We start from the raw sequence: 25,796 nt of genomic DNA, 5'->3' as shown, positions 1-25,796 counted from the left end.
CCCGCCGGGGGAGGGTATGGCGCGTGAAGTGCCTGTGCGAGGTTATCTGATGCTACGTTACATAATGGCTGTTGCCACAATGGCGGCAACCGTGCTGCCGAGTGCGTCCTTCGCCGAGAGGGAAGCGATTGATACTGCAAAGAAAGAACTTGTCGCCCGCAGCGAATTGCCGGCGCAAAGCTTTCGTGACTATTTCAAACTGTTCCAGCCCCGTAAGGCGGCTAAACCTGTTGAAATAACATACTCCAAGGACTGGCTTGACCAACGGCCCAAGGCGACCGGTGACGAAAACTGGAAGTGCCTGTCCGAGGCGTTGTACTTCGAAGCCCGTGGCGAAAGCGTGCGCGGTCAGTTTGCAGTGGCCGAGGTTATTCTGAACCGGGTCAAGAGCAGCCGCTTTCCGAGTTCGTTGTGTGGTGTAATCCGCCAGGGGACCGGTAAGAAATACCAGTGCCAGTTCACTTACACTTGCGACGGCCGCAAAGAAGTCATTCATGAGAAGAAGGCCTATGAGCGCGTATCCAAAGTCGCTCGTGCAGCTATTGATGGTGTTGGCAAAGAGCTGACCGAAGGGGCGACGCACTACCACACGACAGCGGTCCGTCCATCTTGGTCGCGTGTCTATAAGCAGACTGCGCGGATTGGTGTGCATATTTTCTACCGCCACAACTATCGGACAGCGAGCAACTGATTGACGCACCCGCGCTGGAAGCTTGATGGCGCGATGCGGGTTGCAGTCTATATTGCGGGCTCAGGAGGCCCGTAATGCTTTTCACCCGACGACACATTCTTAAAACAGCCGTCGCAGCCACAATTCTGCCGGTCGCGGCCCGGGCCGGTTATCCGCCGCTCAAGGCGCATGTGACCCGCCAACGCGTTGCACCTCAAGGGTTTCCTGACACAACAGTCTGGAGTTACGGTGACACAGTCCCCGGAACGGCCATAAGGGTCGATCAGGGCGCACGCGTTCAGCGCAAACTGGTGAATGACCTTCCGCAAGCAACATCGGTCCACTGGCACGGGATCCGCATAGACAACGCCATGGACGGTGTGCCCGGTTTGACTCAGGATGCCGTCGTACCGGGCAGTTCTTTTGACTATGACTTCGTCGTTCCCGACGCGGGCACCTATTGGTACCACGCGCATAACCGGTCGATGGAACAGGTGGCCCGCGGGCTTTACGGGCCGCTGATCGTTGCAGAGGCCACGGCACCGGATGTCGATCAGGATCTGGTGCTGATGTTGGATGATTGGCGGTTGAACCCTGAGACCGCACAGATAATGGATGATTTCGACAATGGCCATGATCTGAGCCATGCAGGTAGGCTTGGGAACATCCTTACCGTCAACGGATCATTCGATCCTGTGTATGCGGTGCGAAGAAACGAGCGGCTGCGACTGCGACTGGTCAACGCGTCCAATGCCCGGATCCTGGATCTGGATCTGGATGGTCTTGTGGGGTGGATCGTCGCGTTGGATGGAATGCCTTTGGAAAAGCCACTAGAACTATCCAGCTCTTTCCCGCTGGCGCCGGCGCAGCGCGCGGATCTGATTGTCGATGTCACCGCCGAAGGAGATACGGCAAGCTTGGTCAGTGTCGAAAGGGATGGATCCTTTGGTCTGGCGCGGTTCGAAGTCAGTGGTAGTGCTGCGAAGGCGCACAGGCAGGGTGTGTCAGCGTTGCCGTCTAATCCCTTGCCTGAGATCGGAAATCTTCAAGAAGCACAAACGCACCAGATGCGTCTGCAAGGTGGTGCAATGCGCTGGCTGGAAAGTGCCCGGCTGGGCGAAGCTGAATTGTCGGGCCGCGAGTTGGCGCAGTTGGGCAAGTTCTGGGCGCTGAATGGTTACGCCGAGCGCCCCGAAGAGCCGTTTCTGGATGCTGCTGTCGGTAGTTTGCACAGGATTGAGTTTGTGAATGAATCCGCCTTTCCGCATGCGATGCATCTGCACGGACATCACTTCCGACTGATCCTTGGTGATGGTTCTCTTGGTCCCTGGCGCGACACTATTCTGGTCGGGCGAGGACAGGCTCGCCAAATCGCATTGATCGCGGACAATCCGGGGAACTGGTTGCTGCATTGCCATATGCTGGGGCACGCCGCGTCCGGGATGATGAGCTGGTTTCGGGTCTTCTGACGACGCATTCGGCGGTTGGAATGGCGCTTGTTTGAATGCTATAGGCCCTCGCAACGCCTATAGTAGGCGAACTTTGAAACGAGCCCGAAAAGGCCTGACCCATGAGTTCTGAAATCCGTCTGGCATTCGCACACCCGTCCGAACGGTCCGAGGCGACGTCCCCCCGGGGGCCGTTGGATCGTATCTCGTTGCGCGACCATATTGTCGAAGTCGAAATCGGTGCCTTCCAGGCCGAGCGGGGAACAACCCAGCGGATCTGCTTCAACATCGTGGTCGAAGTCCGGCCTCTGACAGACCCGATTGATGATGATGTGGATCGCATCCTGTCTTATGACAGGGTAACGGAATCCATCGCCTATGAGCTGGCGGCCGAGCGCCTGAATCTGCTTGAGACATTGGCAGAGCGTGTTGCGGAACGCATACTGCTTGAGCCTCAGGCTGTAAGAGTCTTTGTTCGCATCGAAAAATTGGATCGGGGTCCGGGCGCATTGGGGGTTGAGATCGTGCGCGGAAAAGACTCGGTCCACCACGAAGTGGCCGAAGAAGAACGCCCGCACCCCCGCCTTGTGTTCCTGTCGAATGACGCCATTGCCTCGGATAATCTGACGGGTTGGATTGATCAGTTGGAGAACCGTCGGCGTCCACTGATCCTGTGTGTCGGGGCGTCGGAACTGGCCGCTCCACAAACGGGACATGCGATGACGCAGCGCCGGATTGACCTATTGGCCATCGAACAGAATGCGTGGGTTCTGGCGGCACGAGATCATCGCTGTGTGGTGGTCTCGACGCGGACCGAATTGGATTGGGCGATGAAGAACGGCCAAATCTGCGTTTGGGCGCCATCCAAGATCGTATTGGACGCCGTTGACGGCCCGTCCGCTGCCCCGTCGGATGCCGTAGCGTTGGCTGCATGGTTTGCCGCGACCTTTGAGGCGAGCGAAATGATGGTGATAGGCGGCGCTTTGCCGACGGAACCCAAAACGCCATTGCGCGCTGTTGCGGTGGATCAGGCCCAGCTGTGAGCGCCTATTTCAGACCACTGGTCCAGCATGGAGCGACTCGTCCCACAGACGCTGTGCCGCTGGTCGGCCAACCGCTCTGGTTCACCCATGTCGAGGCCCTGCGGCGCGGGTCCGAACCCGAAATCGTCGCGGCCTCGGACGTTCCGTCGGATCACCTGAGCCGTTTGAGCCAACCGCGGGCTGACGTCGCAGGTCTCGACATGCACGTGCCTCATATCATGGGGATTCTGAATGCCACGCCGGACAGTTTCTCGGATGGCGGTGTTCACAGCTCGGCGAACGCGGCCCGTGCGGCTGCAGTCGAGATGGTGGCACATGGGGCAACAATTCTGGATGTCGGTGGAGAATCCACCCGCCCGGGTGCTGATTTTGTTCCGGTGGAGGAAGAGATTGCACGAACCCGCCCGTTGATCGAAGCGATCCGGTCAGAAACAGGCGCTTTGATTTCCATCGATACACGCAAGGCCGACGTCGCCAAGGCCGCCTGTGACGCCGGGGCGGGGTTGGTCAACGATGTCTCGGGCTTCACCTTCGATCCGGAATTGGCACCGTTATGTGCCAAGCAAGGTGCGCCTGTCTGTGTCATGCACATGCAAGGTGATCCGGCGACGATGCAGGACGATCCCCAATACGACAATGTTCTGCTGGATGTTTACGACTTTCTCGAAAGCCAGATTGCGATGCTGGAAGGCTTGGGCCTGAGCCGCGATCTGATCGTCGTGGATCCCGGGATCGGGTTTGGGAAGACAGAGGATCACAATTTGACCCTTCTGCGCAATCTCAGCCTGTTCCACGGGTTGGGCTGCCCGATCCTACTGGGCGTGTCGCGCAAGGGCTTCATTGGGTCCATCGGAAATGAACCTCGCAAGACTGCCCGCGCACCGGGATCAATTGCAGTGGCTCTGGCAGGATTGTCTCAGGGCGTGCAGATCATTCGCGTTCATGACGTGGCCGAGACCTCTCAGGCCTTGCGCCTATGGGCTGCTGTCCGGTAATCCGGTCGCACGACAAATCACGGAGTGACACTTATGCGCAAGCTGTTCGGAACCGACGGGGTGCGGGGCACCGCCAACACGCATCCGATGACGGCAGAGATGGCGCTGCGCATCGGGGCAGCGGTCGGGCGGTACTTTCGACGCGACGCGACAGGTGTGCACCGGGTTGTCATCGGTAAGGATACACGCCTGTCCGGCTATATGTTGGAAAACGCGCTGACGGCCGGATTGACGTCCACAGGAATGAATGTGTTGCTGCTGGGACCCGTTCCGACCCCCGCCGTTGGTCTCATGACCCGGTCCATGCGAGCCGATTTGGGCGTCATGATCTCGGCCAGCCATAACCCTGCCGAAGACAACGGGATCAAGTTCTTTGGCCCGGACGGCTATAAACTGTCCGATCAGGCCGAGGTCGAAATCGAAAGGCTGATCGACGATGGCGTCAGGCCAGCCCAGGCGCAGAATATCGGTCGAGCGCGCCGGGTTGACGATGCACGGTTTCGCTATGGCGAGCGTGTGAAATCGTCGTTGCCGCGGAACGTGAGCCTGGATGGTTTGAAAGTGGTGATCGATTGTGCAAACGGCGCAGCCCACCGCACCGCGCCGGAAGTTCTGTGGGAGCTGGGTGCAGATGTGATTCCCGTGGGAATTGCGCCCAACGGCAAGAACATCAACCTCAACTGCGGATCGACCAAGCCACATCTGGCCGCTGAAACCGTTGTCGCGCATGGTGCCGACGTGGGCATTTGTCTGGATGGCGACGCGGATAGGGTGGTTGTGGTCGATGAAACCGGTCAGGTGGCTGATGGTGATCAGCTTATGGCTTTGCTGGCGACGGCGTGGAAGAAATCGGGCCAGTTGAAGGGCGATGCCCTGGTCGCGACTGTCATGTCCAACTTGGGTCTGGAACGCCACCTGACAGCGCAGGGTTTGCGTCTGGAGCGAACGGCTGTCGGCGATCGCTACGTGGTCGAACGGATGCGTGAAGGTGGGTTCAACCTTGGCGGGGAACAGTCCGGCCATATCGTGATGAGCGATTATGCCACCACCGGTGACGGCTTGATGGCAGGCCTGCATTTCCTGGCGGAAATGGTTCTGTCGGGGCGCAAGGCGTCGGATCTGTCCAAACAGTTCGAAACCGTGCCGCAGTTGCTGAAGAATGTACGTTATTCCAGCGATCAAACCCCGTTGGAGGTGCAAAGTGTACAGGCGGCCATTGCCGATGCCGAGGCACGGTTGAATGGGCAGGGCCGGTTGTTGATCCGCAAATCCGGGACCGAACCGTTGATCCGCGTGATGGCTGAATGCGAAGACGATGGGTTGCTGACCCAAGTAGTTGACAGCATCGTCGCCGAGGTTGAGGCCGCCACAAGCTAGTGCCCGAACAGAACCTTGCGCAGGCTGAACCATTGACTGATGGCCATGCCTGTCAGGATCAACGCAAGGGCGATGAAAAAGCGCAGGGGCAGGGCCTCGGACAGAACCCACGCGCCGAATACCATTGACCAGATGGGCACCTGGTAGTTCACCAGTGTCAGAAACACGGAACCTGCGCTGCGGGTAATGGACACGCGCAGCAGGGTGGCGAATGCCGTCGGCACCAAGCCCAGCACGATCAGAGCAAGTGTGGGGCGCGTGCCTTGCCATCTGGGCAAGCCTTCGGTCATCAGCATGATTGGCACCAACAACGCAGCCCCAACCAGCAGGGTCAGCGCAGCAAGCGCCAACGGGTCGACAGGCGGACAGCGACGGGTCAAAATCGACGAAGACGCATAGCACAATGCGGCAGTGATACAGGCCAATTGGGCCAGAGGTTCGGCTCCCTGGCCAAGCTGTGCCAGACCGGGGCCGATCAATACCAAAGCTCCCGAGAAGCCCAGACACACGCCCAGCAAGCGACGTAGATTAAGCGGCTCGTCAGAAAAGAAATGCGCAAGCGGCAATACCATCAGTGGAATGGCGGCCATGGACAACCCAGCAAAGGCGGATGGTACGAATTGTTGCCCCCAGCTGAGCAGCATGAAGGGTACGGCTGTGGATAGAACACCAATCAGAAGTATCGAACTCCCAAGGGCAGGCGTCAGAACAGGCATTTTGCGCCCGGTTACCCACATCAGCAACAGAAGCGTTACGGCACCCAGGGTGGTTCTGGACGTGGCGACCGTGATCGGCCCATAGCCTTCCAGCGCCATCGCAACGACCATGAACGTTGCGCCCCAGATCAGGCCCAGCGTAAAGACGCCGCTCCAGTCCTGTTTTGTCGGCTGTTGCACCATTGATTTGTCCTGTCGGGCAGCGCAAGTTCGCGAAATAGATCAGTCTGATCGGGAGTTTTTGTGCCGCGCCACTCTTTTGTGCAAACGAAAAAGGGCGACCGCTGTGGCCGCCCTTATGCTGACTAAGGTCAGGCTCAGTTCTTTTCTTTGTCGACCATTTTGCCGGCCGAGATCCACGGCATCATGCCGCGCAGCTTGGCGCCGGTTTCTTCGATCTGATGCTCGTCATTGGCACGGCGCGCCGCTTTGATGGTCGGCTGGCCAACGGCGTTTTCCAGCATGAAGTCACGAACGAATTTACCCTGCTGGATGTCGTTCAGGACCTCTTTCATACGCGCTTTGGTCTCGTCGTATTTCAGGATACGCGGCCCGGTGACGTACTGGCCGTACTCGGCGGTGTTCGAGATCGAATAATCCATGTTGGCGATGCCGCCTTCGTAGATCAGATCGACGATCAGTTTCACTTCGTGCAGACACTCGAAATAGGCCATTTCAGGGGCGTAACCGGCTTCGACCAAAGTCTCAAACCCGCAACGGATCAGTTCGACCAGACCGCCGCACAGAACAGCCTGTTCGCCGAACAGGTCGGTCTCACACTCTTCACGGAAGTTGGTTTCGATGATGCCCGAGCGGCCGCCACCAATGGCCGAGCAGTAGGACAAGCCGATTTCCAGCGCCTTGCCGGTTGCGTCGTTGTGAACCGCGACCAAGCAGGGAACGCCGCCGCCCTTGGTGTATTCGCCGCGCACTGTATGGCCGGGGCCCTTGGGGGCCATCATGATGACGTCGACGCCTTCTTTCGGCTCGATCAGGCCGAAGTGAACATTCAGGCCGTGCGCAAACGCGATGGCCGCACCGGGCTTGATGTTGTCGTGGACGTATTTTTTGTAGGTCTCGGCCTGTAGCTCGTCGGGCATGGTGAACATGATGACGTCGCACCAGGCCGCCGCTTCGGCGATGCCCATGACTTGCAAACCTTCGGCTTCGGCTTTTTTGGCCGAAGGCGATCCTTCGCGCAGGGCGACAACCAGGTTCTTTGCACCGGAGTCGCGCAGGTTCAGCGCGTGAGCGTGACCTTGCGAGCCATAGCCGAGGATGGCCACTTTCTTGTCTTTGATCAGGTTGATGTCGCAATCGCGATCGTAATAGACGCGCATTTCGCCGGTCCTTTCTGGTTAGGTTGCGGCGGTTGTATCTGCCTGTTCGCGCAATGGCGATAGGGTTGGGCTTGAGTATTTGCAAAAAAGATGAAGAATAATTCGCGATAGCAGGAGAAAATATAAAAATCATGCTTGATGATATTGATCGACGCATTCTGCGCCACTTTCAAGCAGACCCGAGCCTGACAACAGCGGAACTGGCCGATCTTTGCCGGATCAGCGCGGGTGTCTGCTGGCGGCGGATCGAAAAGATGCAGGCCGCAGGGATCATCGAAGGGCAGGAGGCCGTGATAGACTGGGCCGCGATGGGATATGCAGTCGAGGTCTCGCTTCGGATCACGCTTGACAAGACACAAGCCCGTGCGTTCGACGAATTCACGCAGGCGGCGCGTGATGTGGCAGAGGTAATCGAGATCCAGACCTTTCTGGGTCGTGTCGACGTTCGTCTTTCCGTCATTGCAAGAGATATGAAGCACTATCAGCAGCTCTATCGCGACCGGATTCTGACCCTGCCTCATATCGCCGATATCGAGGCCCTGATGCATATCGCGAGGGTCAAGCGGGACGAGGTACTGCCGGTATGATTGAGCTGGATGAGATCGATCGCGGTCTTCTTCGCGCACTGCAACAGGACGCGACGCAAAGTGCCGGAGCGTTGGGGCGCAGGTTCGGGTTATCTCAACCCGCCACGTGGCGTCGTATCCGCAGGCTGGAAGAAACCGGGGTAATCAAGGGCCGACGGCTGCGCCTGAATGCCGAGGCGCTTGGGTTTGGTGTTACCGTCTTTCTGGGTATCAAACTCGGGCGAAAAGGCCAGATCAGCCTTGAAGATTTTGAGCGCGCCGTCAGTGCCGTTCCCGAGGTGCAGACAGTCGAGCATGTGCTTGGACTGTATGACTATCGACTGCGTGTCGTGGCCCGAGACTTGGCCGATTTCGAGCGTGTATTGCGGCGCCGGATCATGACATTGCCGGGCGCGGGCGATGTCGAGGCAAACGTGCTGCTTAGCGAAGAACGCCTACCTGGGCCGATCGGTTGAATACGCTCAGTATTTGGTACGAATACAATAACCCGGATGGTGTGTCATACGCGCAAAGGTGAGTGGTTTGTCTTCTTTCCACGTTGTGCGTTCCATCTGAATCATGGATGTCCCTGCCGTGGTGCCCATGAATTCTGCCAACCGCGCATCCGCAGAAATGGCGCAGAAAGCAACCTCGGCGTCGGTAAAGGGCGCAGCCGTCAACAGCCACTCATGTGGCCCCTGTTCGATCAGGTCCGCGTCCTCTACATCTGGAACAGCCTCAATGTTGATCCACCGTTCTTCCATCTGAAAAGGCCGATTATTTGCATAATGCATGCAGACAATATGCAGAACGCGCACATCCGGTGCCACGTTGATTTGTGACGAAAGCCATCCGGGGCTGGTGACTACGTTCCGTTCAACAAGCGCGTAGCGATAGGTTGCATTCTGGCTTTCGACCACTTGCCGCGCCAGTGAAAATTCGAGTTTGGCGTGTTTGCTGGGCTCTTTCTTGACACGTGTTCCGCTCTTGCGTTTGCGCTCGACAAAGCCCTGATCCGCCAGTTCCCTCATGGCTCTGTTCACAGTGGCCCGGGCGCAATTGAATTCCTCAGCCAGCTGAGTCTCTGTCGGCAAAAGCGATCCTTGTGGCCAGACACGGCTTTCAATGCGTCGTTTTACTTCGTCTCGAACGAACTGGAAGCTGATCCGCTTTTGTATCGTCACGGGTAAATATGTCCCTTCAAGTATAAAGTGTGCGCATCTGTTCAGAATCAAGCAGAAGTGTAAAGGGGAAGTGACACTACTTGGCGTCATTTCTCGTGTTTTCAGGGGCGTAGGCGGAAAAAAGTTACTGTTTCCGCTACTTTACATGGGGTCAAACTTTTGTCGCGAATGGGCTTTACCCGCACGGGCAAAGGGGACAAAACTTCGAAAACGCTTTGGAAAGGACGCCTCATGCCTGCCTTGTTGGATACCGTTGACCCGAACGGGCTTGAAGAATTCTCGGTCGTGTTTACCGACCGCTCGTTGAACCATATGTCGCAGAAGTTTCAGCAGGTGATGCGCGACATTTCGGACATGCTGAAAGACGTGTACAACGCGGAAGGTGTCGCAGTTATTCCGGGCGGTGGAACCTATGCCATGGAAGCGGTCGCCCGACAGTTTGCCCGCGGCGCGGATGTGCTGGTGGTTCGCAACGGATGGTTCTCGTACCGGTGGAGCCAGATCATTGAGAGCGGTTCCCTGACAAACTCGACCACGGTCATGAAAGCGCGGGAGACTGGCAATGCCAGCCCATCGCCTTTTGCGCCTGCTCCGATCGAAGAGGTCGTCGCCGCGATTCGCGAACAAAAGCCCGGTGTTGTTTTTGCTCCGCATGTCGAAACCTCGGCGGGGGTCATTCTGCCGGATGATTATGTGACCGCGCTGGCAAGCGCGGCGCACGAGGTGGGTGCATTGATGGTGTTGGATTGCATTGCGTCGGGTTGCGCCTGGGTGGACATGAAAACCACCGGTGTCGATGTTCTGATCTCTGCGCCTCAGAAGGGGTGGAGCGCGTCGCCATGTGCCGGTCTGGTCATGCTGTCTGAACGGGGCGAGGCACGGCTGGAGCAGACCAGTTCTGACAGTTTCGCCATTGATTTGAAGAAATGGCGGCAGATCATGCAAGCCTATGAAAACGGCGGCCACGCCTATCACGCCACGATGCCGACCGATGCTTTGCTGGCTTTCCGCGACACCATGGCAGAGACTCGAGATTATGGGTTCGAAAAACTGCGTGCGGCGCAGTGGGCGTTGGGCGACGGTGTGCGGTCGATGCTGAAGGACAAGGGCGTTGTTTCGGTTGCCGCCGACGGTTTCGGCGCGCCCGGAGTTGTGGTCAGCTACACCTCGGATCCCGAAATTCAGAACGGCAGGAAATTTGCGGCACTGGGTATGCAGATTGCCGCTGGTGTCCCGTTGCAATGCGATGAGCCCGAAGGGTTCAGCACTTTTCGGTTGGGCCTGTTCGGGCTCGACAAGCTGTACGACGTGGACGGCACCATCGCGCGTTTGAAGCGGGTGCTGGATCATGTTCTGTAAGCGGACCGGGCCTTAGCGAACGCCAAGGCCCATCTGCATCAACGTCTTGCGCACGCTTGGCAGAGAATAGAGCGCGCTCAGACCCATCGCCCGTGCATCCCGCAGCGGACGTGCCTCGATCATCGAGGCGCGGTTCAGCAGATCAATGCCCTTGACGCGCATCTCGACCTCGGTGTGACGGGCCTTGTGATAGGCGTCCAGCATCTGTGCGTCTCCCAGACCTTCGGGCCGGGCTTGCGCCAAATCCAGCAGGCACCGCAGATCGCCCAACGACATGTTCAATCCCTGTGCTCCGATGGGTGGCACCACATGCGCGGCCTCAGCCATCAGGGCAATGCGTTCCCCCGCCAGCCGTTCTGCGGATTGGCTGATGATCGGCCAGATCGTTCTGCGGGAGGCCAAATTCAGCGGGCCGAACAAACCGCAAGAACGAGCGGTCATAGCGGCTTCGAATGCCTCGGGCTCAAGGTTCAGGAGTTCAACGGCCTTCGGTCCGCGTTCCATCCAGACAATGGCGGACGAGGGCTGCCCTTTCCAGTCAGGCAGAGGCACCATCGTGAACGGTCCCCCGGATCTGTGAATCTCGGTCGAGACATTCTCGTGTGGAATTGGGTGTGTCACCGCAAAGGCCAGCGCCTTCTGCCCATATCGTGTCGTGTGAACTTTGATCCCGGCGGCTTCGCGCATAGGTGAGTTGCGACCATCGGCGGCAAGCACCAGTTTACACCGGACGCGGTTTCCATCGCTCAGGCCCACGCGGGCCTCGGCGGTTCGGGTGAACAAGCTGGTGGTTCCGGTGCCAGGGCGGAAATCGACATTGGGCAATTCAGCCAGTCGCGCCACCATTTCTCGGCGCAGCAACCAGTTGGGCAAGTTCCAACCGAAAGGGTGTTCAGAAATGTCGGCTGCGTTGAAGTCGCGGACAACGCGCGGCTCGGGCACGTCGCCGCCCGCGTCAACGATCCGCATGATTTGCAGCGGAGCCGCGTGAGTATCCAGCCTTGCCCACAGACCGCATTGTTCCAGCAGGCCGCGCGCAGGCTGCAAAAAAGCTGTGGTGCGCAGGTCTGACCCGTCCACATCCCGCTCGGTGATCGGAGGGCTCGGATCAACGCAGATCACTTCAAATCCTGCCGTTCCGAATACCGCCGCAGCGGTCAGACCGGCGATCCCACCACCGGAAATCAGGATGTCACAGCTGTCGGTCATGGCGCCTCTCATCATTCCGGGCAGAACCTAATTCGGATCTGCCCCGAGTGCCAAGTGACATCCTGTCCCGTATTTCAGCCGCGCGAAATCAGGACGAGGATCAGAAACATCACCGGCACCATCATAAGGGCGGGGATGTAGAGACCGGGAAGGCCGAACAGCATTATGGAACAGCCCCACATGCTGAAAATGGCAGCGACAGTATAGTACAGATCTTCTGGCTTAGCGTTAGCCGCGTCGCGCGCCAGCCACCCCATAACCGGAATTGCAAAGAAAAGACGTTGCCAAATCGGCAGGCGTCCGGGCATCTCGATCGCGCTCATCGGGGTCTCCATCTGTTCGTCGCTGCTGCGCATATAGGGACGCAGATGCAGGTGCGGAACGTGCAGATCGTCGCACTGTGACAGGCTATCGCAGGCGGGCCAAAAACGCGGTCAGATCGTCCGTGTGGTGGTGGATGTGATCGGCTTCATGCCGGTCAGGAGAAACATGAACCGTACGCATTCCCATCTCGTGCGGGGCCGCAAGATTGCGAGGGTCGTCTTCGAACATCGCCGCCATTTCGGCCTGAAGGCCGTCCTTTTCAAAGATCGCTTCGAACGCAGCTTTTTCGGGCTTTGGTCGATACCCTGCGTGTTCGACACCATATATCGCGTCGAACAAGCCTGTCAGGCCGCGTGCTTCCAATACACGTTCCGCGTAGGGCGCGCTGCCGTTGGTGTAGACGATCCGCCGACCTGGAAGGGCGCGTATATGGTCGGCCAGCTCCGCATCCGGGTCCATGTGGCTCATGTCAACCTGATGTACCGCGTGCAGATAAGGGTCGGGGTCCAGATCATATTCGGCCATCAATCCGGCCAGCGTTGTCCCGTATTCGCGCCAGTAATGCGCGCGTAGCCTGTCGGCCTCGGCCCGTTCCACACCGATGGCTTGCACCACATAGTCCGTCATCAGAACTTCGATCTGATCGAACAGCCGCATCTGCGGCGGATACAGGGTGTTATCCAGATCGAACACCCATTGGGTGACATGACTAAACGAAGGTTTGACCATGGCTTGGGTTTAGGGCGCAGTCGGGCGGTTTTCAATGCTGTACTTGATCGCCGCCCCCTGACACGGCTAGACATGTCCGAACGAGGAGACAAATGATCCCATGAGCCAAACCCGATCCCCGACCAAGGACGCCTACAGCCTTATTCTCGAAGCCATCGATGTGGGGGTCTACAAGCCCGGTGATCGATTGGTCGAAAGCGAATTGGCTGAACGGTTCGGCGTGTCGCGCACTCCGATCCGTGAAGCGCTGCAACGCTTGGAAACCCAATCCTTGCTGGAACGGGACGGGAGGTCATTGATCGTGGCGTCTCTGGACCACAACCAGATGGCCGAGCTTTACATTGTGCGCCGGGAACTTGAAGGGCTTGCCGCACGGCTGGCCGCAAAACACGCTACTGAAGAAGAGATCAAGGTTCTTCAGGATATGGTTGTTGAAGACGACAAACTTATCGATGACCCAACGGCTTTGTCGCGCGCCAACCGACGGTTTCACGAACAGATTCATCTGGCGTCACACAACCGCTATCTGGTTCAGCAGCTCGATCTGGTCCACCGGACGATGGCCCTGATGGCGACCACTTCTCTGGCAGTTCAGGGGCGTGGTGAGATTGCACAAAGTGAGCATAAGGGAATTGTAGAAGCCATCGCCGCCCGCGACGAGGAAGCCGCGGGGCGGGCGCTGAAGGAGCATATCTCAATCGCTTTCATGACTCGTCTGAAACAGGATGCCAGTCGTCGCGATAAATGAACGTCAGGCCAGCGGAATGTTTTCGCTGGCCTGACCATGTTGGGTTTTGTCCCAAAAAAACGGATTTGTCGCCAGCTCCCACAGCGCTTTGTAACCGGCAACCGCACCTAGTGGAAAATACAGAAACATCGTCGGGACCCAAGGCAGCAAGAAACGGCGTTCACGCGCGGATACAGCGATGATCCCGGCGCAGATATTCAGGGCCTCGGTCGCCAGAAACAGCCAGACCAACACTGTTGCCATCTGGTGTGACAGGATTTGCTCCATCGGATTGGTTATGCCCATGGCGTATAGCCAGAAAATCCAGAGAACAGGGGCCAACAGGAATTGACCCAGCGTGCCCAGAAAGAACGCCTGTAGGCCAAAAAACTTCACCGCACCCAGGTCCGCACACAGTTTCCGTGGGTTACGCATGTGCACAAGATAGGTAACCATGAAACCCTTGAGCCAACGTGAGCGTTGCTTCACCCACGGCCAGGCCCGAAAATTTGCCTCTTCGAGTGTCGTGGTATCCACCATCTCGGTCCGATAACCGGCCCGGCAAAGCCGCACGCCCAAATCGGCATCTTCGGTAACATTGTGGGCGTCCCAGCCGCCCAGTTCCAACAGCTTCTCACGGCGGAAAAAGAACGTCGTTCCCCCAAGCGGGACGACCAGGCCCATTCGTGCGATGCCCGGCAGGATCACACGAAACCAGCTGTTGTACTCAATGGTAAAACAGCGTGACCGCCAGTTTGTGCGAGGGTTGTAGTAATCCAGAACACCTTGCAGGCAAACCACCTCGGGCGAAGCTTGAGTGAAATGCGCCACCACACGTTCGATCTGATCTGGCTGAGGTGCGTCTTCGGCATCCCAAACGCCAACGATGTCACCACGGCAAAAGTCCAGCGCGTAATTCATGGCGCGCGGTTTGGTGGTCAGCCCGTTCAATTCCGGGACGACAACAACACGCATCCAACTGGGCAGAGCCGCCTGCGCAAGGGCGTCGCGCGTCACGTCATCCGTTTCCTCAAGCACGAGGATGACGTCCAGAAGCGCTTTGGGGTAGGTCAGCCTTTGGAGCCGCTGCACCAGAGCATTCGCGATTTCTCGTTCCTTGTACAACGGCACCATGATGGACACACAGGGGTGCCGAAGCGCGATTGCCGCCTCTGGTGGTTCGGTCGGCTTTTTCATGTGGTCGCCGAGGTAGGCAAGGGTGCCAATTGTCCGAAATGCTGCAAAAAGAACCAAAGTCCCCACGGCCGCGCCCAACAAAACCATCAATCCAAACGCGGGGAATAGGGCGAAAAGAAACAACACACTCACCGCTGTTGCGGATGTTACAAGCCGGGATCCGGCGGTCCAGTTGCGGCAGCTTTGTGCGGCGTTTACACGGGTTTCGGCAGCATTTGCGAGTGTCTGCGAGAAGTGCAGTGCAATGACACGGTCGATCTGATGAGAATCCGCAAGAACCGGCAGGATGGCATGGTCGCAATCCTGCATCTCGGTAACAACGGTCGCAAAACGATCAGGCCGGGCGGTGGCGACCAAAAGCAGCGGGCCTATGCGCATCCAGGGAATAACATTGTGTTCAAGCCAGAAATCTACTGGCTTCAGTTCGCACAATCCGCGCATTGGTGGGATCTGTTCAAGGTCCGCGATTTGCCACTCGAACTGCGTGGATAGGGCCGTCAGAACGTCTTGCCTGTTGGCATATCCTTCGCCAACCAAAATCTCGCCAAGGGGCGCTTTCTGTCTGGCCTGCAGGCTCAATGCGTGGTCCAGTTGCGAGCGGGTGATGACCTCGTTCTCCAACAGGCAAGTGCCCAGCGGTTTGCGAAAACCGGGCGCCGGGAACGGGGCGGCGGTTGTAAAATCCTGGAGGTTAAGCTCAACCATAATAAAACCCTGGCACAGTTACCTGCGCTCAGGGTTGTTCAAACAAGGTTAACGTGCCGTTAATTCTGGTAAGTTCCGGCGTTATGCCTGCTCTTTTTTCTTTTCCATCGCATCGGCGAAACGTTCGAACAGATAGAAACTGTCCTGAGGCCCGGGCGATGCTTCGGGGTGATATTGCACCGAGTATACAGGTCTGTCAGTCATGCGGATACCGCAGTTCGAGCCATCAAACAGCGACCTGTGGGTCTCGACAACACCTTCCGGCAGAGACTGCGCGTCCACGGCAAAACCGTGATTCATCGAGGTGATTTCGACCTTGCCGGTGTCCAGATCCTTGACCGGGTGGTTCGCGCCGTGATGACCATGGTTCATCTTGACTGTCTGACCGCCCAAAGCCAGTGCCAGCATCTGGTGGCCAAGGCAGATACCGAAGACGGGCAGATCGGTTGTGTCTAGGATTTCCTTGATCATCGGCACAGCATAGGCACCAGTTGCGGCCGGGTCGCCGGGACCGTTCGACAGGAAAACGCCGTCTGGCTGATGGGCTAGCACTTCGGCTGCGGTCGCTGTCGCTGGCAATACGGTGACATCGCATCCAGCCGAGGCGAGGCAGCGCAGAATGTTGCGCTTGGCACCGTAATCCACAGCCACGACTTTGTGGGCAGGGGCCTCTTGTCGCCTGTACCCGTCAGGCCACGCCCACCGCATTTCACCCCAGCGATAGCTTTGGGCACAGGTGACTTCCTTGGCCAAGTCCATACCTTCCAGCCCGGCAAAGCCGCGGGCCGCAGCAACCAGGGCTTCGATGTCGAAATTGCCCTCGGGGTCATGAGCCAGCGCCACATGCGGCGCACCTTGCTGGCGGATGGCGCGTGTGAGGCGACGGGTATCAACGCCGCCGATGGCGATACGGCCACGGCGGGCAAGCCAGCCTTTCAGCTCCTCGGCCGAGCGCCAGTTGGACGGCTCGGTCGGATCCCATTTGACAACCATGCCAGCGGCTACCGGATCGCCGGTTTCGTCATCTTCCGGGTTCACGCCGACATTGCCGATATGGGGGAAGGTAAAGGTTACGATCTGCCCGGCATAGGATGGATCGGTCATGATTTCCTGATATCCGGTCATGGCTGTGTTGAAGCAGAGTTCAGCCACGGTCTGTCCGGTTGCACCGAAGCCGAGGCCGAAAAACAGTGTTCCGTCGGCCAAAGCCAGACATGCGGTGGGCTTGGACGGGACGTTCTGGGCCATGGCGCGACTCTCCTGCAAGGTAAACCGGCGCATACCTAAGGGGGTTGGGCGCTTGGGTCAAGTCCGTTCATTTTTTAGGCTATCGTTATTTTTCAATAGGTTAATACTGATCGCCCCCGGTTGTAACACGCTTTTTGTTTAGATATGTTCGGGGTTCCGTTGTCATGGGGATGGACAAGCCAAATGGACATGCGATCACGGGTGAATGCCGCCCTGAAGCAAGCAATGAAAGACAAGGCAGCCGAGCGTCTATCGACGCTGCGGTTGATCAACGCGGCCATCAAGGACCGTGACATCGCCGCGCGCGCCTCGGACAACGAAGAGGTCAAAGGCTGCGGTGATGCAGAGGTTCTTGAAATACTTGGTAAAATGACCAAGCAACGCAAGGAAAGCGCGCGCGCCTATGAAGAGGGTGGACGCCTGGATTTGGCCGAGCGCGAGATGCAGGAAGTTGCCGTCATTGAAGAGTTTCTGCCCAAGCAGCTGGATGATGATGAAGTGTCAAAAGCGATTCAGGCCGCGATTACTTCAACCGGAGCCGGTTCCATTCGTGACATGGGAAAGGTCATGGGCGAGCTGAAGACCCGCTATACCGGTCAGATGGATTTCGGCAAGGTCGGGCCGATGGTCAAGGACCACCTCTGCGCCGCGTCAAACGGAAACTGCTGAGTCATCCGATGCTCAAGGCAATTACTGCGCGATTGGTTCGCGCAGTTTTTTGACCAATTCGTCATAGAGCGTGATGCGCTCATCCTCAGACAGGAACGCTCCTATTTCGACCTCGCGCCCGTCCCCAATAAGGGTGACGTAATGAGGGACAGGGCCGCCTTGCTCGTGCATTTCAGGTCGCGCCCAGTATCGGTTACAGGACCATTCCTGCGACCCGTTGCCTGGAGTATGGTGGACGAGGTGGGCCTCGGTACCAGTTAGCGTCAATACCTCGGAAACGCTGCGCGCCCGATAGTTCGCCTGAAGGGCAAACCACAGGCCCAACACCGAAATCAGCAGAAACGGTAACAGTCCCCACAGTACCACTGATCCGAGCACGGCCAGCAGCGGGATCAGGCCGAACAGAAACACTGACAGGACAGTGATCATTGCCCCGCGTCGCGGCAGAGAGTTATGCGGCCAGAGGCGCAGTTCCTGTTCGGTTTCGGATGTCTGATTCCATTTGTACGGCATACCGGAAACATAACGCGGTGCTGCGTCAAGTCGACGGGTTTTGATCAGACGACGTGGCCGACACGCGCCCAAGACAAGGCGTCATCCAAACGGTCGTCGCCCCAGAACACTTCTTGCCTCACGACAAAGCTGGGAGCACCGAAAACACCCAGTTTCACGGCAATATCCGTTTCAGCTTCCAGTGCCGCGACGATATCCGGGCTGCGCGCACGTGCCAGTGTCAGACGGGGATCTTGCTGGCAGCGCAGCAAAGCTTCGGACAGAGCGATTTCGCTGCCTGCGTCGACGCCTTCCTCAAACCAGATACGGTACAGGTTTTGGGTAAAAGATTTGCCCCATCCATCCATCATGCCAAGGACAGCGATCTGATTGGCCAAGGCCAGGTCAGAAATCGGATAGGGTGCCGGCAGGCTGGCGTGGATGTGATACTTGGCACAGCGACGTTCGATGTCGCGCCACATATATGTGGATTTTTCCGGTTTACCGGCGAACGGGATATTCTGCTGTGCTGACATGATCGTGCGCACATTGAAGGGCCGCCAGTTAACAGTGGCGTCATGTTCAACGCGCCAATCGTCCAGACGCATCACGGTAAGGAAGCTGTATGTGCTGCCGATTGAATACCAAAAGTCGATTTCCGGCATTGCCGATCCTCCGACTGTTCTGCGGGGGTATCATAGCGGATTTTGGTGCAATTGGCGAACCGGCTGCGAAGGCAATGAAAAACCCCGCCACTTGGGCGGGGTTTCTTTGGATCAGATCGGGATCAATGCGCGTGGCCCTTGTCCCAGTCTTCCTGCTTGGGCAGCTGCTCGAACGTGTGTTCGGGCGGCGGCGTGGGCAGGGTCCATTCCAGCGTGTCCGCGTATTCGTTCCACGGGTTTGGACGCGTTTCTTTTGCACCACGGAACAGGGCGTAGAACACGATGCCAAAGAACAGCAGGAACGAGGCGAACGAGATGAACGCACCGATCGACGAAACGAAGTTCCACTGGGCGAAAGCCTCTGGGTAGTCGATATAGCGGCGCGGCATACCCTGACGACCCAGGAAGTGCTGCGGGAAGAAGGTCAGGTTGGCGCCGATGAAGAACATCCAGAAGTGAACCTTGCCCCAGAACTCTGAGTACTGACGGCCGGTCATTTTGCTGAAGTAGAAGTACACCCCGGCAAAGATCGCGAATACGGCGCCCAGCGACATCACGTAGTGGAAGTGCGCGACCACGTAGTAGGTGTCGTGATAGGCGCGGTCCACGCCAGCCTGCGACAGAACCACACCGGTCACACCGCCGACGGTGAACAGGAACAGGAAGCCGAAGGCGAACAGCATCGGTGTCTTGAACTCGATGGAACCGCCCCACATCGTCGCAATCCACGAGAAGACTTTAACCCCTGTCGGAACCGCGATGACCATCGTGGCCAGCATGAAATAGGCCTGCTGACGCAGCGACATGCCAACGGTGTACATGTGGTGCGCCCACACGACGAAGCCCAGAACACCAATCGCGATGATCGCCCAAACCATCGGCAGATAACCGAAGATCGGTTTGCGCGAGAAGGTCGCGATGACATGGCTGATGATGCCGAATCCGGGCAGGATCACGATGTACACTTCCGGGTGGCCGAAGAACCACAGGATGTGCTGATACAAGATCGGATCGCCGCCGCCGGCCGGATCAAAGAAGGTGAAGCCAAAGTTGCGGTCCATCAGCAGCATGGTGATCGCGCCCGCCAGAACCGGCAGAGCCAGCAGAATCAGCCACGCGGTGACAAAGATCGACCAGCTGAACAGCGGCACCTTGAACAGGGTCATGCCCGGGGCACGCATGTTCAGGAAGGTTGTGATCATGTTGATCGCGCCGAGGATCGAGGAGGCGCCCGATACGTGCACGGCAAAGATCGCAAGATCCATGGACATGCCGCCCTCGGTCGTCGACAGCGGCGGGTACAAAACCCAGCCGACGCCCGAACCAAGCTGATCGTTACCCCCGGGGCTGAGCAGCGAGGCCACACCCAGCGAGGTACCAGCGACATACAGCCAGAAGGACAGGTTGTTCATCCGCGGGAACGCCATATCCGGTGCGCCGATCTGCAACGGCATGAAATAGTTGCCAAATCCGCCGAACAGGGCAGGGATGACGACAAAGAACATCATCAGAACACCGTGGTAGGTGATCATGACGTTCCACAGATGCCCGTTGGGTGTACATGGGTCGGCCATGAAGCCTTCCAAGCACATGTACTGAACGCCCGGGTGCATCAGCTCGAGCCGCATGTAGACGGTCATCAGAACCGAGATCAGACCGGCAAGCGCCGAAACGACCAGGTACAGAATCCCGATGTCCTTGTGGTTGGTCGACATGAACCAGCGCTGGAAAAAGCTGCGCTCGTCTTCATGGTCGTGGCCATGAATGGCTGCGTCTGCCATTATAGGTGCCTCCTGTTGCAACTGCACCGCGCAGTCGGACCTCTCCAACGCGCGGGATTCCTGCTGGTTTTAGAATGTGGAGAGGGCACCTTCAATGGCCGAGTTTGATCTGGATCAAGATTAATTGTCGCGGGCAGGCGGGTGCCGCGCGGTTTTCCGGCCTTCAACATGGGGTATCTGGGCGTGGCGGACGAGAATTCAAGCCCGGCCTGTCGATGCGGCAAGGGTGTTGGCAGAGTTCCGCCTTGACCGTTGCCTGCGCGCGTCTCAGAACGGTGCCAACACCCGCAATCCAGAGGTTTGAGATGGCTGATTACGACCCCGACAATATTTTTGCGAAAATCCTGCGCGGAGAAATCCCGTGCACGCGCGTGTACGAGGATGACGAAACGCTGGCTTTCATGGATATCATGCCACGCACGGACGGGCATCTACTGGTGATCCCCAAAACGCCCTGCCGCAACGTACTGGACGCTACGCCCGAGCAACTGACGGCAGTTATGAGAACAGTGCAGAAAATGGCCCGGGCCGTTAAGTCCGCATTTGACGCGGACGGGGTGACAATTCAGCAATTCAGTGAGGCGGCAGGCGGGCAGGAAGTCTTCCACCTGCATTTTCACATCTTGCCGCGCTACGAAGGCGTTTCCATGCGCCCACCGGGCAAGATGGGGGATTTCGAGCTTATCGGGGACCACGCGAAAAAGATCAGCGCCGCACTCGCCTGATCATTCGGCGCCATGTGGCCCCATACATTCGCCATGATCTTGAAACGCGTGCAGCACGGCACAGACGTGGTCGTGCTGCCCGTCGCAGGCCGCTGAAATTCGGGTCAGTTCCGCCTCGAGGTTTTGAAGGCGGGCAATACGATCCCGGAGGTCGGCCAGTTGCTTTTCGGCAATTTCGTGCGCCCGGTTAAGGTCGCTGCCAGACGCGCCCTCAAGGGACAGCAAGCCCACGACGTCGGCCAGTGGCAATCCCACATCACGACAATGGCGAATGAAGATCAGCTGCTTTAACGCGGTATCGTCATACCGGCGTTGATTGCCCGCCGTTCGCTCTGGCTTGGGCAAAAGGCCTTTGTCTTCATAAAACCGGATTGTGGGAATTTTCACTCCGGTTCGGCGCGATAAGTCCCCGATTGAGTACATTTTTCCGTTGCGGCCTCTTGAACCTCTAGTGGCTAGAGGAACTACATGCTCTGGGAAGCCGTAACAAGGGACAGGAAACGACATGGCACACCAGCATTCCCACACCGGACATGGTCATCATCATAGTCACATCGATCCCGACGCAGGTGATGCGCGCGTCGCCTGGGCGATTGGGGTGAACATGTTCCTGACTGTGGCTCAGGTCATCGGTGGCATCATTTCGGGCTCTCTGGCGTTGATTGCCGATGCGCTGCACAACTTTTCGGACGCCGTCGCGCTGATAATCGCGTTTTTCGCCCGAAAGATAGCCCGGCGCCCCGCCGATGCCCGTATGAGCTTTGGCTATGGCCGGGCCGAAGTCGTCGCCGCATTGGTCAATTACACCACGTTGATCGTGCTGTCTGTCTATCTGTTCTACGAAGGAGTGATACGGTTTTTTGAACCCGAGCCGATCAACGGGAGGATTATGGTTTGGATCGCCGCGCTGGCATTGGTGGTCGATCTCGTAACCGCTGCGCTGACGTATGCTCTGGCCAAGGAGAGCATGAATATCCGGGCCGCATTCATTCATAATGTTGCTGACGCATTGGGATCAGTCGCCGTGATCGTGGCGGGAACCGCAGTGATCCTGTTCGGCTGGACATGGGTGGACCCGGTGGTGACAATCCTGATCTCGGTCTACATCATGTGGCATGTCAAAAGTGAGATAGGTGAGACGATCCGCATTCTGATGCTGGGCGCACCGCTCGACCTGGAACCAGAGCAAGTTGCGGCGGCTATTGAAGAAACAGAAGGGGTGGCCGAAGTGCATCACATGCATTTGTGGAGCATGCAGGAACGGCAGCCCGCGCTGACGGCTCATCTGGTCATCGATACAGACGCCTGGCAAACGGCCGAAGAGGTGCGGAACAGTGTCAGGCTAACCCTTCTGGATCGTTTTGGGGTAGGCCATGCGACGCTCGAACTGGAACAGGCCGACCGCGCCTGCGTCGGTTCGTCCCGATTTGGGCACCAGGAAGAATAGCGGTGCCTAAAAGAGAATTGCCGTTCCGATTTGGGGTCGGAACGGCAGACTCGTAACCAAACACTTCTCGGATTTCGAGGGCGAGCCCTGGATCACCGGTTAACATACCACTCACTCTTGATTGGCAGTTCCACATTACTCGTTAACGGGGCCTTTGTATCTACCTGAGTTATAAAATGCTTAAAGACTTCCCTAAATCCACCGAATTCAGGGTTAATTGCCTTACGCATGGGAAACAGAGCCACCCGGTCACAAGGATTGTTGTTTGCTACAGTAGAGCGCAGCGATTCGCTGCGCAGCGATTGGCAGTTGAGTTCAGGAATCAGCAGATCCAAAAACGTCTGCGAATGTCTTTTCCAGAGCTGCATCAATATCCGCCATTGTCACCGGCAGCCCCAGATCGACCAATGACGTCACGCCGTATTCGCTTATCCCGCATGGGACGATGCCCGAAAAATGTTCCAGATCCGGTTCGACATTCACTGAGATACCGTGAAAACTGACCCATTTGCGCAGGCGCAAACCAATGGCGGCGATTTTATCTTCCGCCGGTTTGCCGGTCGCCGTCAAAGGCTTGTCGTCACGCCGAACCCAAACCCCCACGCGCCCGCCACGAATCTCACCTTGTACATTGAACTCCGCCAGCGCTGAAATCACCCAGGTTTCAAGCTGCTTCACAAAACGGCGCACATCGCGTCCCCGTTTGTTCAGATCCAGCATGACATAAGCCACACGCTGACCGGGCCCGTGATAGGTGTATTCGCCCCCGCGTTTGCTTTCATAAACCGGAAACCGATCAGGGTCGGTCAGATCCTCGTTCTTGGCTGAGGTTCCCGCAGTATAAAGCGGCGGGTGTTCCAACAGCCAGACACATTCCTCGGCGTCGCCACTTGCGATTGCGGCGACCCGCGCCTCCATAAAGGCAACGGCGTCGTCATAGCTGGTCAGACCATCGGTGATTTTCCATTCCATGTCGGCCTCATAACCGTCCAGATCGGTCAGGGAAAGGGGTCAGGCGGCCTCAGACAGGCAACGTTGCAACACCTGTGCATAGGTTTCAGATCCTTGCGCGCCGGTCAGCAGATATTTTCCGCCAAATACCATGGATGGCACACCTGAAATGCCCCGGCTGGTCCAGAACTGCTGCTTTTCACGTACGGGGGCTATGTGTTTTCCGCTTTCAAGCGCTTGTCGCGCTTTATCCGCGTCCAGCCCGATGGACCGAACAGCTTCCAGCAGAACATCAATATCGGAAACATTCCTCTGATGTGTGAAATACGCGTCAAACAGAGCCAGTTTCAATGGATGCTGCCGACCAAACCCTTCCGTCCAATCCAGCAACTGATGCGCCGCGAGTGTATTCACCATTCTGCTGTCTTCGTCGAAGTTGAAGGTAAAGCCGAGCTCAGCGCCGATCGAGGTAAGCCTGTCCCGGGCCTGCTGGCTTTGGTCACCGGTCGTGCCGTATTTCTCCATGATATGCTCGCGCAAATTCTGGCCCTCGGGCGGCATGTTCGGGTTCAACTCGAACGGATGCCAGCGAAGCCGGGCAAGGACACCCTGTTGCTGCAGCGCTTCCTCAAGCTGCCGAAACCCGACAACACACCAGGGGCACACAACATCCGAGACGATATCGATCTGAACGATTGGGCGGTTATCGGGCGGGGTCATCTGCGGCTCCTGTCAGATCATTAGCGTGTTGTCCGGTAGCATAGATAAGGTCGCGGTGAAGGTTTTTGAACCGGAGTGTTTTTGCCTCTTCACATCGCGCACACCAACGTCTATACGCCGCTTTACCAAGTCATTGGCAGTGCGGTCGTGGCGGAATTGGTAGACGCGCAGCGTTGAGGTCGCTGTGGGGTAACACCCGTGGAAGTTCGAGTCTTCTCGACCGCACCAACTCTCAGTGAAAAAATTAGAAATTGATGAAGGGTGCGAAGATTGCATCCGCTCTTTTGTCCACTGAGCGAGGTCCGAAAGGGCTGTCGAAGACAGCTATACCAAGTGAAATAGACGCTTTCAGAACTTGAATCAGTTCCACATTGTGGACGTTCATCGGGATGTTGAGGATGCTGTCCGGTAGTGCCCCCGGGGGTGTTTGCTTGGTCGGCCATTCTGAAACACGAATAGGCCACAGCCTTGGTGAGCCTGACGTTTCAGGTGTTCAGGTGACGGGCCCCGACGCCAGCAGCGCCCGCAAGTTGTAGGCCCAACTTGACCCGTGACCTGAACTCCAAGTCTGTTCCAGCGGGTTCTCTCTACACCTTCTGGAAATAGACACCCACACCATCGATTTCATTGATCGCGGGTGGCTGATAACCCACTTCGTCAAGATAATCATGCACGGCAGCTTTGGCTGCGGGAACCACATGATAGTCGTCCACGATGATCCATCCACCTTTCGAGACTTTGCCGAAAAGGTGCCGCAAAGGATCTATGGTTGATTCATACATGTCACCGTCAAGACGCAGCACGGCGATCTGCTCGCTGGGTACCAGTGGCATGGTGTCTTTGAAGAAGCCTTCAATGAACACAACCTGATCATCCAGAAGCCCAAACTTTTCAAAATTTGCCCTTACTGTATCAGCTGACACGGCCAGGGCGTCGTACTTGTGAAAGTCAGACCCTTTGTCCTCTGGGTAAAGCTCTTCATTTGGCTCGGGCAGGCCCTGAAACGAGTCGCATAGAACGACACGTCGGTCATTCTGGCCGTACGCAAAGAGAACCGCCTTCGCAAAGATGCTGGCACCGCCACGCCATACTCCGGTTTCGACAAAATCGCCGGGAACCTGGTTGCCAATGACGGATTCTACCATGGCGCGAACATTGGCCAATCGCTTGCTGCCCACCATCGTGAACGCAACAGACGGCCAATCCCAGCCGTATTCACGGTTTTTGGAGTCATAATCCGGTTTGGTGTCTCCAAACAGAATTGGTGGGTCTTCATAAATCGTGCCATCCAGGGCACGGGCAACCGTGGTCAGATATTGTTCCCGAAGTTCCGCGAGCATAAATTATAACCTTGCATAGATGTCTGGCTGGTTCTGACCTCTCTGCTGTAAAGTTTCAATAAGATTCGCGGGAAATCGCCAGGAGGGTTGGTTAGGTTCTGGACCTATTAATTTGGTTGTCGCCATCCCGCCTGCGTGATTCATACCCGCGAGCTTCAGGGGTATAACA

27 protein-coding genes and 1 tRNA gene are annotated in these 25,796 nt (G+C 57.4%); 13 read left to right on the top strand and 15 right to left on the bottom strand.

What is annotated here, in order from left to right; translation table 11 throughout:
• Positions 1-16 precede the first annotated feature (16 nt).
• The 5 genes from AC2FEB_RS06685 to glmM all read left to right on the top strand — a co-directional run bounded on the left by AC2FEB_RS06685 (position 17) and on the right by glmM (position 5,533).
• Positions 17-691, top strand: coding sequence for a cell wall hydrolase (locus tag AC2FEB_RS06685; RefSeq protein WP_299896120.1), 675 nt, complete (start codon positions 17-19; stop codon positions 689-691).
• 74 nt (positions 692-765) lie between these two features.
• Positions 766-2,139, top strand: a complete 1,374-nt coding sequence (locus tag AC2FEB_RS06680; protein ID WP_496883919.1) for a multicopper oxidase family protein — start codon at positions 766-768, stop codon at positions 2,137-2,139.
• Between the two features lie 101 nt (positions 2,140-2,240).
• Positions 2,241-3,161 (top strand): dihydroneopterin aldolase, encoded by a 921-nt coding sequence (locus AC2FEB_RS06675; RefSeq protein ID WP_299638497.1) that lies wholly within the window; start codon positions 2,241-2,243, stop codon positions 3,159-3,161.
• A complete protein-coding gene (gene folP, locus AC2FEB_RS06670) occupies positions 3,158-4,156 on the top strand; it encodes a dihydropteroate synthase (RefSeq protein WP_496675079.1) in 999 nt (332 codons plus the stop codon). Before AC2FEB_RS06675 ends, folP begins: the two co-directional genes overlap by 4 nt.
• Positions 4,157-4,189: 33 nt before the next feature.
• On the top strand, positions 4,190-5,533 hold the full coding sequence (gene glmM, locus AC2FEB_RS06665) for a phosphoglucosamine mutase (protein WP_117869329.1): 1,344 nt from the start codon (positions 4,190-4,192) through the stop codon (positions 5,531-5,533).
• Here glmM and AC2FEB_RS06660 read toward each other — a convergent pair.
• Together AC2FEB_RS06660 and ilvC are read right to left on the bottom strand one after the other, a co-directional pair.
• Positions 5,530-6,432, bottom strand: a complete 903-nt coding sequence (locus AC2FEB_RS06660; RefSeq protein WP_299896131.1) for a DMT family transporter — start codon at positions 6,430-6,432, stop codon at positions 5,530-5,532. The two genes, glmM and AC2FEB_RS06660, sit on opposite strands and share 4 nt — an antisense overlap.
• Before the next feature lie 134 nt (positions 6,433-6,566).
• Positions 6,567-7,589 carry a ketol-acid reductoisomerase gene (gene ilvC / locus AC2FEB_RS06655; RefSeq protein WP_117869327.1) on the bottom strand — a complete coding sequence of 341 codons (1,023 nt, stop codon included), beginning with the start codon at positions 7,587-7,589 and terminating at the stop codon, positions 6,567-6,569.
• A 131-nt stretch (positions 7,590-7,720) separates the two neighbouring features.
• On the opposite strand from ilvC, the gene AC2FEB_RS06650 reads away from it, so the two are divergent.
• A complete protein-coding gene (locus tag AC2FEB_RS06650) occupies positions 7,721-8,176 on the top strand; it encodes an Lrp/AsnC family transcriptional regulator (protein WP_117869326.1) in 456 nt (151 codons plus the stop codon).
• Positions 8,173-8,631, top strand: a complete 459-nt coding sequence (locus AC2FEB_RS06645) for an Lrp/AsnC family transcriptional regulator (protein ID WP_117869325.1) — start codon at positions 8,173-8,175, stop codon at positions 8,629-8,631. Before AC2FEB_RS06650 ends, AC2FEB_RS06645 begins: the two co-directional genes overlap by 4 nt.
• A 6-nt stretch (positions 8,632-8,637) precedes the next feature.
• Here the strand turns inward: AC2FEB_RS06645 and hutC are convergent, their stop codons facing one another.
• Complete coding sequence (hutC, locus tag AC2FEB_RS06640) at positions 8,638-9,339, bottom strand: histidine utilization transcriptional repressor HutC (protein ID WP_254683811.1); 702 nt, start codon at positions 9,337-9,339, stop codon at positions 8,638-8,640.
• Positions 9,340-9,570: 231 nt separating this feature from the next.
• On the opposite strand from hutC, the gene AC2FEB_RS06635 reads away from it, so the two are divergent.
• Positions 9,571-10,698, top strand: coding sequence for an aminotransferase class V-fold PLP-dependent enzyme (locus tag AC2FEB_RS06635; protein ID WP_496675083.1), 1,128 nt, complete (start codon positions 9,571-9,573; stop codon positions 10,696-10,698).
• A 12-nt stretch (positions 10,699-10,710) separates the two neighbouring features.
• On the opposite strand, the gene AC2FEB_RS06630 is transcribed toward AC2FEB_RS06635, so the two are convergent.
• The 3 genes from AC2FEB_RS06630 to AC2FEB_RS06620 all read right to left on the bottom strand — a co-directional run bounded on the left by AC2FEB_RS06630 (position 10,711) and on the right by AC2FEB_RS06620 (position 12,960).
• Positions 10,711-11,907 (bottom strand): UbiH/UbiF family hydroxylase, encoded by a 1,197-nt coding sequence (locus AC2FEB_RS06630; protein ID WP_496675084.1) that lies wholly within the window; start codon positions 11,905-11,907, stop codon positions 10,711-10,713.
• A 74-nt stretch (positions 11,908-11,981) separates the two neighbouring features.
• Positions 11,982-12,230: a hypothetical protein gene (locus AC2FEB_RS06625; RefSeq protein WP_117869322.1), complete on the bottom strand. Its 249-nt coding sequence runs from the start codon at positions 12,228-12,230 to the stop codon at positions 11,982-11,984.
• An 85-nt stretch (positions 12,231-12,315) separates the two neighbouring features.
• On the bottom strand, positions 12,316-12,960 hold the full coding sequence (locus tag AC2FEB_RS06620) for a pyrimidine 5'-nucleotidase (protein ID WP_496675086.1): 645 nt from the start codon (positions 12,958-12,960) through the stop codon (positions 12,316-12,318).
• A gap of 100 nt (positions 12,961-13,060) precedes the next feature.
• Between AC2FEB_RS06620 and AC2FEB_RS06615 the strand changes: the two genes are divergently transcribed.
• On the top strand, positions 13,061-13,708 hold the full coding sequence (locus AC2FEB_RS06615) for a GntR family transcriptional regulator (protein WP_117869320.1): 648 nt from the start codon (positions 13,061-13,063) through the stop codon (positions 13,706-13,708).
• 3 nt (positions 13,709-13,711) lie between these two features.
• Here the strand turns inward: AC2FEB_RS06615 and AC2FEB_RS06610 are convergent, their stop codons facing one another.
• Both AC2FEB_RS06610 and carA read right to left on the bottom strand, forming a co-directional pair.
• On the bottom strand, positions 13,712-15,589 hold the full coding sequence (locus AC2FEB_RS06610) for a glycosyltransferase (protein ID WP_496675088.1): 1,878 nt from the start codon (positions 15,587-15,589) through the stop codon (positions 13,712-13,714).
• Positions 15,590-15,670: 81 nt separating this feature from the next.
• Positions 15,671-16,837: a glutamine-hydrolyzing carbamoyl-phosphate synthase small subunit gene (carA, locus tag AC2FEB_RS06605; protein WP_496675090.1), complete on the bottom strand. Its 1,167-nt coding sequence runs from the start codon at positions 16,835-16,837 to the stop codon at positions 15,671-15,673.
• A 183-nt stretch (positions 16,838-17,020) separates the two neighbouring features.
• On the opposite strand from carA, the gene AC2FEB_RS06600 reads away from it, so the two are divergent.
• Positions 17,021-17,506, top strand: coding sequence for a GatB/YqeY domain-containing protein (locus AC2FEB_RS06600; protein ID WP_117869317.1), 486 nt, complete (start codon positions 17,021-17,023; stop codon positions 17,504-17,506).
• Positions 17,507-17,527: 21 nt separating this feature from the next.
• On the opposite strand, the gene AC2FEB_RS06595 is transcribed toward AC2FEB_RS06600, so the two are convergent.
• From AC2FEB_RS06595 to ctaD, 3 genes are all read right to left on the bottom strand, one after another.
• Positions 17,528-18,019 (bottom strand): DUF2244 domain-containing protein, encoded by a 492-nt coding sequence (locus AC2FEB_RS06595; RefSeq protein ID WP_496675092.1) that lies wholly within the window; start codon positions 18,017-18,019, stop codon positions 17,528-17,530.
• 44 nt (positions 18,020-18,063) lie between these two features.
• Positions 18,064-18,663 carry a 2-hydroxychromene-2-carboxylate isomerase gene (locus AC2FEB_RS06590; RefSeq protein ID WP_117869315.1) on the bottom strand — a complete coding sequence of 200 codons (600 nt, stop codon included), beginning with the start codon at positions 18,661-18,663 and terminating at the stop codon, positions 18,064-18,066.
• 122 nt (positions 18,664-18,785) lie between these two features.
• Positions 18,786-20,444: a cytochrome c oxidase subunit I gene (ctaD, locus tag AC2FEB_RS06585; protein ID WP_117869314.1), complete on the bottom strand. Its 1,659-nt coding sequence runs from the start codon at positions 20,442-20,444 to the stop codon at positions 18,786-18,788.
• A 305-nt stretch (positions 20,445-20,749) separates the two neighbouring features.
• Here ctaD and AC2FEB_RS06580 point away from each other — a divergent pair, with 305 nt between their 5' ends.
• Entirely contained in the window at positions 20,750-21,169 is a 420-nt protein-coding gene (locus tag AC2FEB_RS06580; protein ID WP_496675096.1) for an HIT family protein, read from the top strand.
• Here the strand turns inward: AC2FEB_RS06580 and AC2FEB_RS06575 are convergent, their stop codons facing one another.
• The gene (locus AC2FEB_RS06575; RefSeq protein ID WP_496675098.1) at positions 21,170-21,592 is read right to left on the bottom strand and encodes a MerR family transcriptional regulator; all 423 of its coding nucleotides are present in this window, start codon (positions 21,590-21,592) and stop codon (positions 21,170-21,172) included.
• Positions 21,593-21,674: 82 nt separating this feature from the next.
• Between AC2FEB_RS06575 and AC2FEB_RS06570 the strand changes: the two genes are divergently transcribed.
• Positions 21,675-22,616 carry a cation diffusion facilitator family transporter gene (locus AC2FEB_RS06570; protein ID WP_496675099.1) on the top strand — a complete coding sequence of 314 codons (942 nt, stop codon included), beginning with the start codon at positions 21,675-21,677 and terminating at the stop codon, positions 22,614-22,616.
• A 315-nt stretch (positions 22,617-22,931) separates the two neighbouring features.
• Here AC2FEB_RS06570 and lipB read toward each other — a convergent pair whose 3' ends face one another.
• Positions 22,932-23,588, bottom strand: a complete 657-nt coding sequence (gene lipB, locus AC2FEB_RS06565) for a lipoyl(octanoyl) transferase LipB (protein ID WP_496675101.1) — start codon at positions 23,586-23,588, stop codon at positions 22,932-22,934.
• Between the two features lie 39 nt (positions 23,589-23,627).
• On the bottom strand, positions 23,628-24,287 hold the full coding sequence (locus AC2FEB_RS06560) for a DsbA family oxidoreductase (RefSeq protein ID WP_496675103.1): 660 nt from the start codon (positions 24,285-24,287) through the stop codon (positions 23,628-23,630).
• A gap of 141 nt (positions 24,288-24,428) precedes the next feature.
• On the opposite strand from AC2FEB_RS06560, the gene AC2FEB_RS06555 reads away from it, so the two are divergent.
• Positions 24,429-24,515, top strand: a tRNA-Leu gene (locus AC2FEB_RS06555).
• Between the two features lie 359 nt (positions 24,516-24,874).
• Here the strand turns inward: AC2FEB_RS06555 and AC2FEB_RS06550 are convergent.
• On the bottom strand, positions 24,875-25,627 hold the full coding sequence (locus AC2FEB_RS06550; RefSeq protein ID WP_496675105.1) for a TylF/MycF/NovP-related O-methyltransferase: 753 nt from the start codon (positions 25,625-25,627) through the stop codon (positions 24,875-24,877).
• Between the last annotated feature and the right edge of the window lie 169 nt (positions 25,628-25,796).

It is taken from the genome of Ruegeria sp. YTSC106 (assembly GCF_059609765.1).
The sequence above is the reverse complement of the archived record's forward strand: the minus strand, read 5'-3'. Positions and strand labels throughout refer to the sequence as shown.

Coding starts and splice junctions, on each gene's coding strand:
- AC2FEB_RS06685 (WP_299896120.1), top strand. CDS start 17: ATGGCGCGTGAAGTGCCTGTGCGAGGTTATCTGATGCTACGTTACATA.
- AC2FEB_RS06680 (WP_496883919.1), top strand. CDS start 766: ATGCTTTTCACCCGACGACACATTCTTAAAACAGCCGTCGCAGCCACA.
- AC2FEB_RS06675 (WP_299638497.1), top strand. CDS start 2,241: ATGAGTTCTGAAATCCGTCTGGCATTCGCACACCCGTCCGAACGGTCC.
- glmM (WP_117869329.1), top strand. CDS start 4,190: ATGCGCAAGCTGTTCGGAACCGACGGGGTGCGGGGCACCGCCAACACG.
- AC2FEB_RS06660 (WP_299896131.1), bottom strand. CDS start 6,432: ATGGTGCAACAGCCGACAAAACAGGACTGGAGCGGCGTCTTTACGCTG.
- ilvC (WP_117869327.1), bottom strand. CDS start 7,589: ATGCGCGTCTATTACGATCGCGATTGCGACATCAACCTGATCAAAGAC.
- AC2FEB_RS06650 (WP_117869326.1), top strand. CDS start 7,721: ATGCTTGATGATATTGATCGACGCATTCTGCGCCACTTTCAAGCAGAC.
- AC2FEB_RS06645 (WP_117869325.1), top strand. CDS start 8,173: ATGATTGAGCTGGATGAGATCGATCGCGGTCTTCTTCGCGCACTGCAA.
- AC2FEB_RS06635 (WP_496675083.1), top strand. CDS start 9,571: ATGCCTGCCTTGTTGGATACCGTTGACCCGAACGGGCTTGAAGAATTC.
- AC2FEB_RS06630 (WP_496675084.1), bottom strand. CDS start 11,907: ATGACCGACAGCTGTGACATCCTGATTTCCGGTGGTGGGATCGCCGGT.
- AC2FEB_RS06625 (WP_117869322.1), bottom strand. CDS start 12,230: ATGAGCGCGATCGAGATGCCCGGACGCCTGCCGATTTGGCAACGTCTT.
- AC2FEB_RS06620 (WP_496675086.1), bottom strand. CDS start 12,960: ATGGTCAAACCTTCGTTTAGTCATGTCACCCAATGGGTGTTCGATCTG.
- AC2FEB_RS06615 (WP_117869320.1), top strand. CDS start 13,061: ATGAGCCAAACCCGATCCCCGACCAAGGACGCCTACAGCCTTATTCTC.
- AC2FEB_RS06610 (WP_496675088.1), bottom strand. CDS start 15,589: ATGGTTGAGCTTAACCTCCAGGATTTTACAACCGCCGCCCCGTTCCCG.
- carA (WP_496675090.1), bottom strand. CDS start 16,837: ATGGCCCAGAACGTCCCGTCCAAGCCCACCGCATGTCTGGCTTTGGCC.
- AC2FEB_RS06600 (WP_117869317.1), top strand. CDS start 17,021: ATGGACATGCGATCACGGGTGAATGCCGCCCTGAAGCAAGCAATGAAA.
- AC2FEB_RS06595 (WP_496675092.1), bottom strand. CDS start 18,019: ATGCCGTACAAATGGAATCAGACATCCGAAACCGAACAGGAACTGCGC.
- AC2FEB_RS06590 (WP_117869315.1), bottom strand. CDS start 18,663: ATGCCGGAAATCGACTTTTGGTATTCAATCGGCAGCACATACAGCTTC.
- ctaD (WP_117869314.1), bottom strand. CDS start 20,444: ATGGCAGACGCAGCCATTCATGGCCACGACCATGAAGACGAGCGCAGC.
- AC2FEB_RS06580 (WP_496675096.1), top strand. CDS start 20,750: ATGGCTGATTACGACCCCGACAATATTTTTGCGAAAATCCTGCGCGGA.
- AC2FEB_RS06575 (WP_496675098.1), bottom strand. CDS start 21,592: ATGTACTCAATCGGGGACTTATCGCGCCGAACCGGAGTGAAAATTCCC.
- AC2FEB_RS06570 (WP_496675099.1), top strand. CDS start 21,675: ATGGCACACCAGCATTCCCACACCGGACATGGTCATCATCATAGTCAC.
- lipB (WP_496675101.1), bottom strand. CDS start 23,588: ATGGAATGGAAAATCACCGATGGTCTGACCAGCTATGACGACGCCGTT.
- AC2FEB_RS06560 (WP_496675103.1), bottom strand. CDS start 24,287: ATGACCCCGCCCGATAACCGCCCAATCGTTCAGATCGATATCGTCTCG.
- AC2FEB_RS06550 (WP_496675105.1), bottom strand. CDS start 25,627: ATGCTCGCGGAACTTCGGGAACAATATCTGACCACGGTTGCCCGTGCC.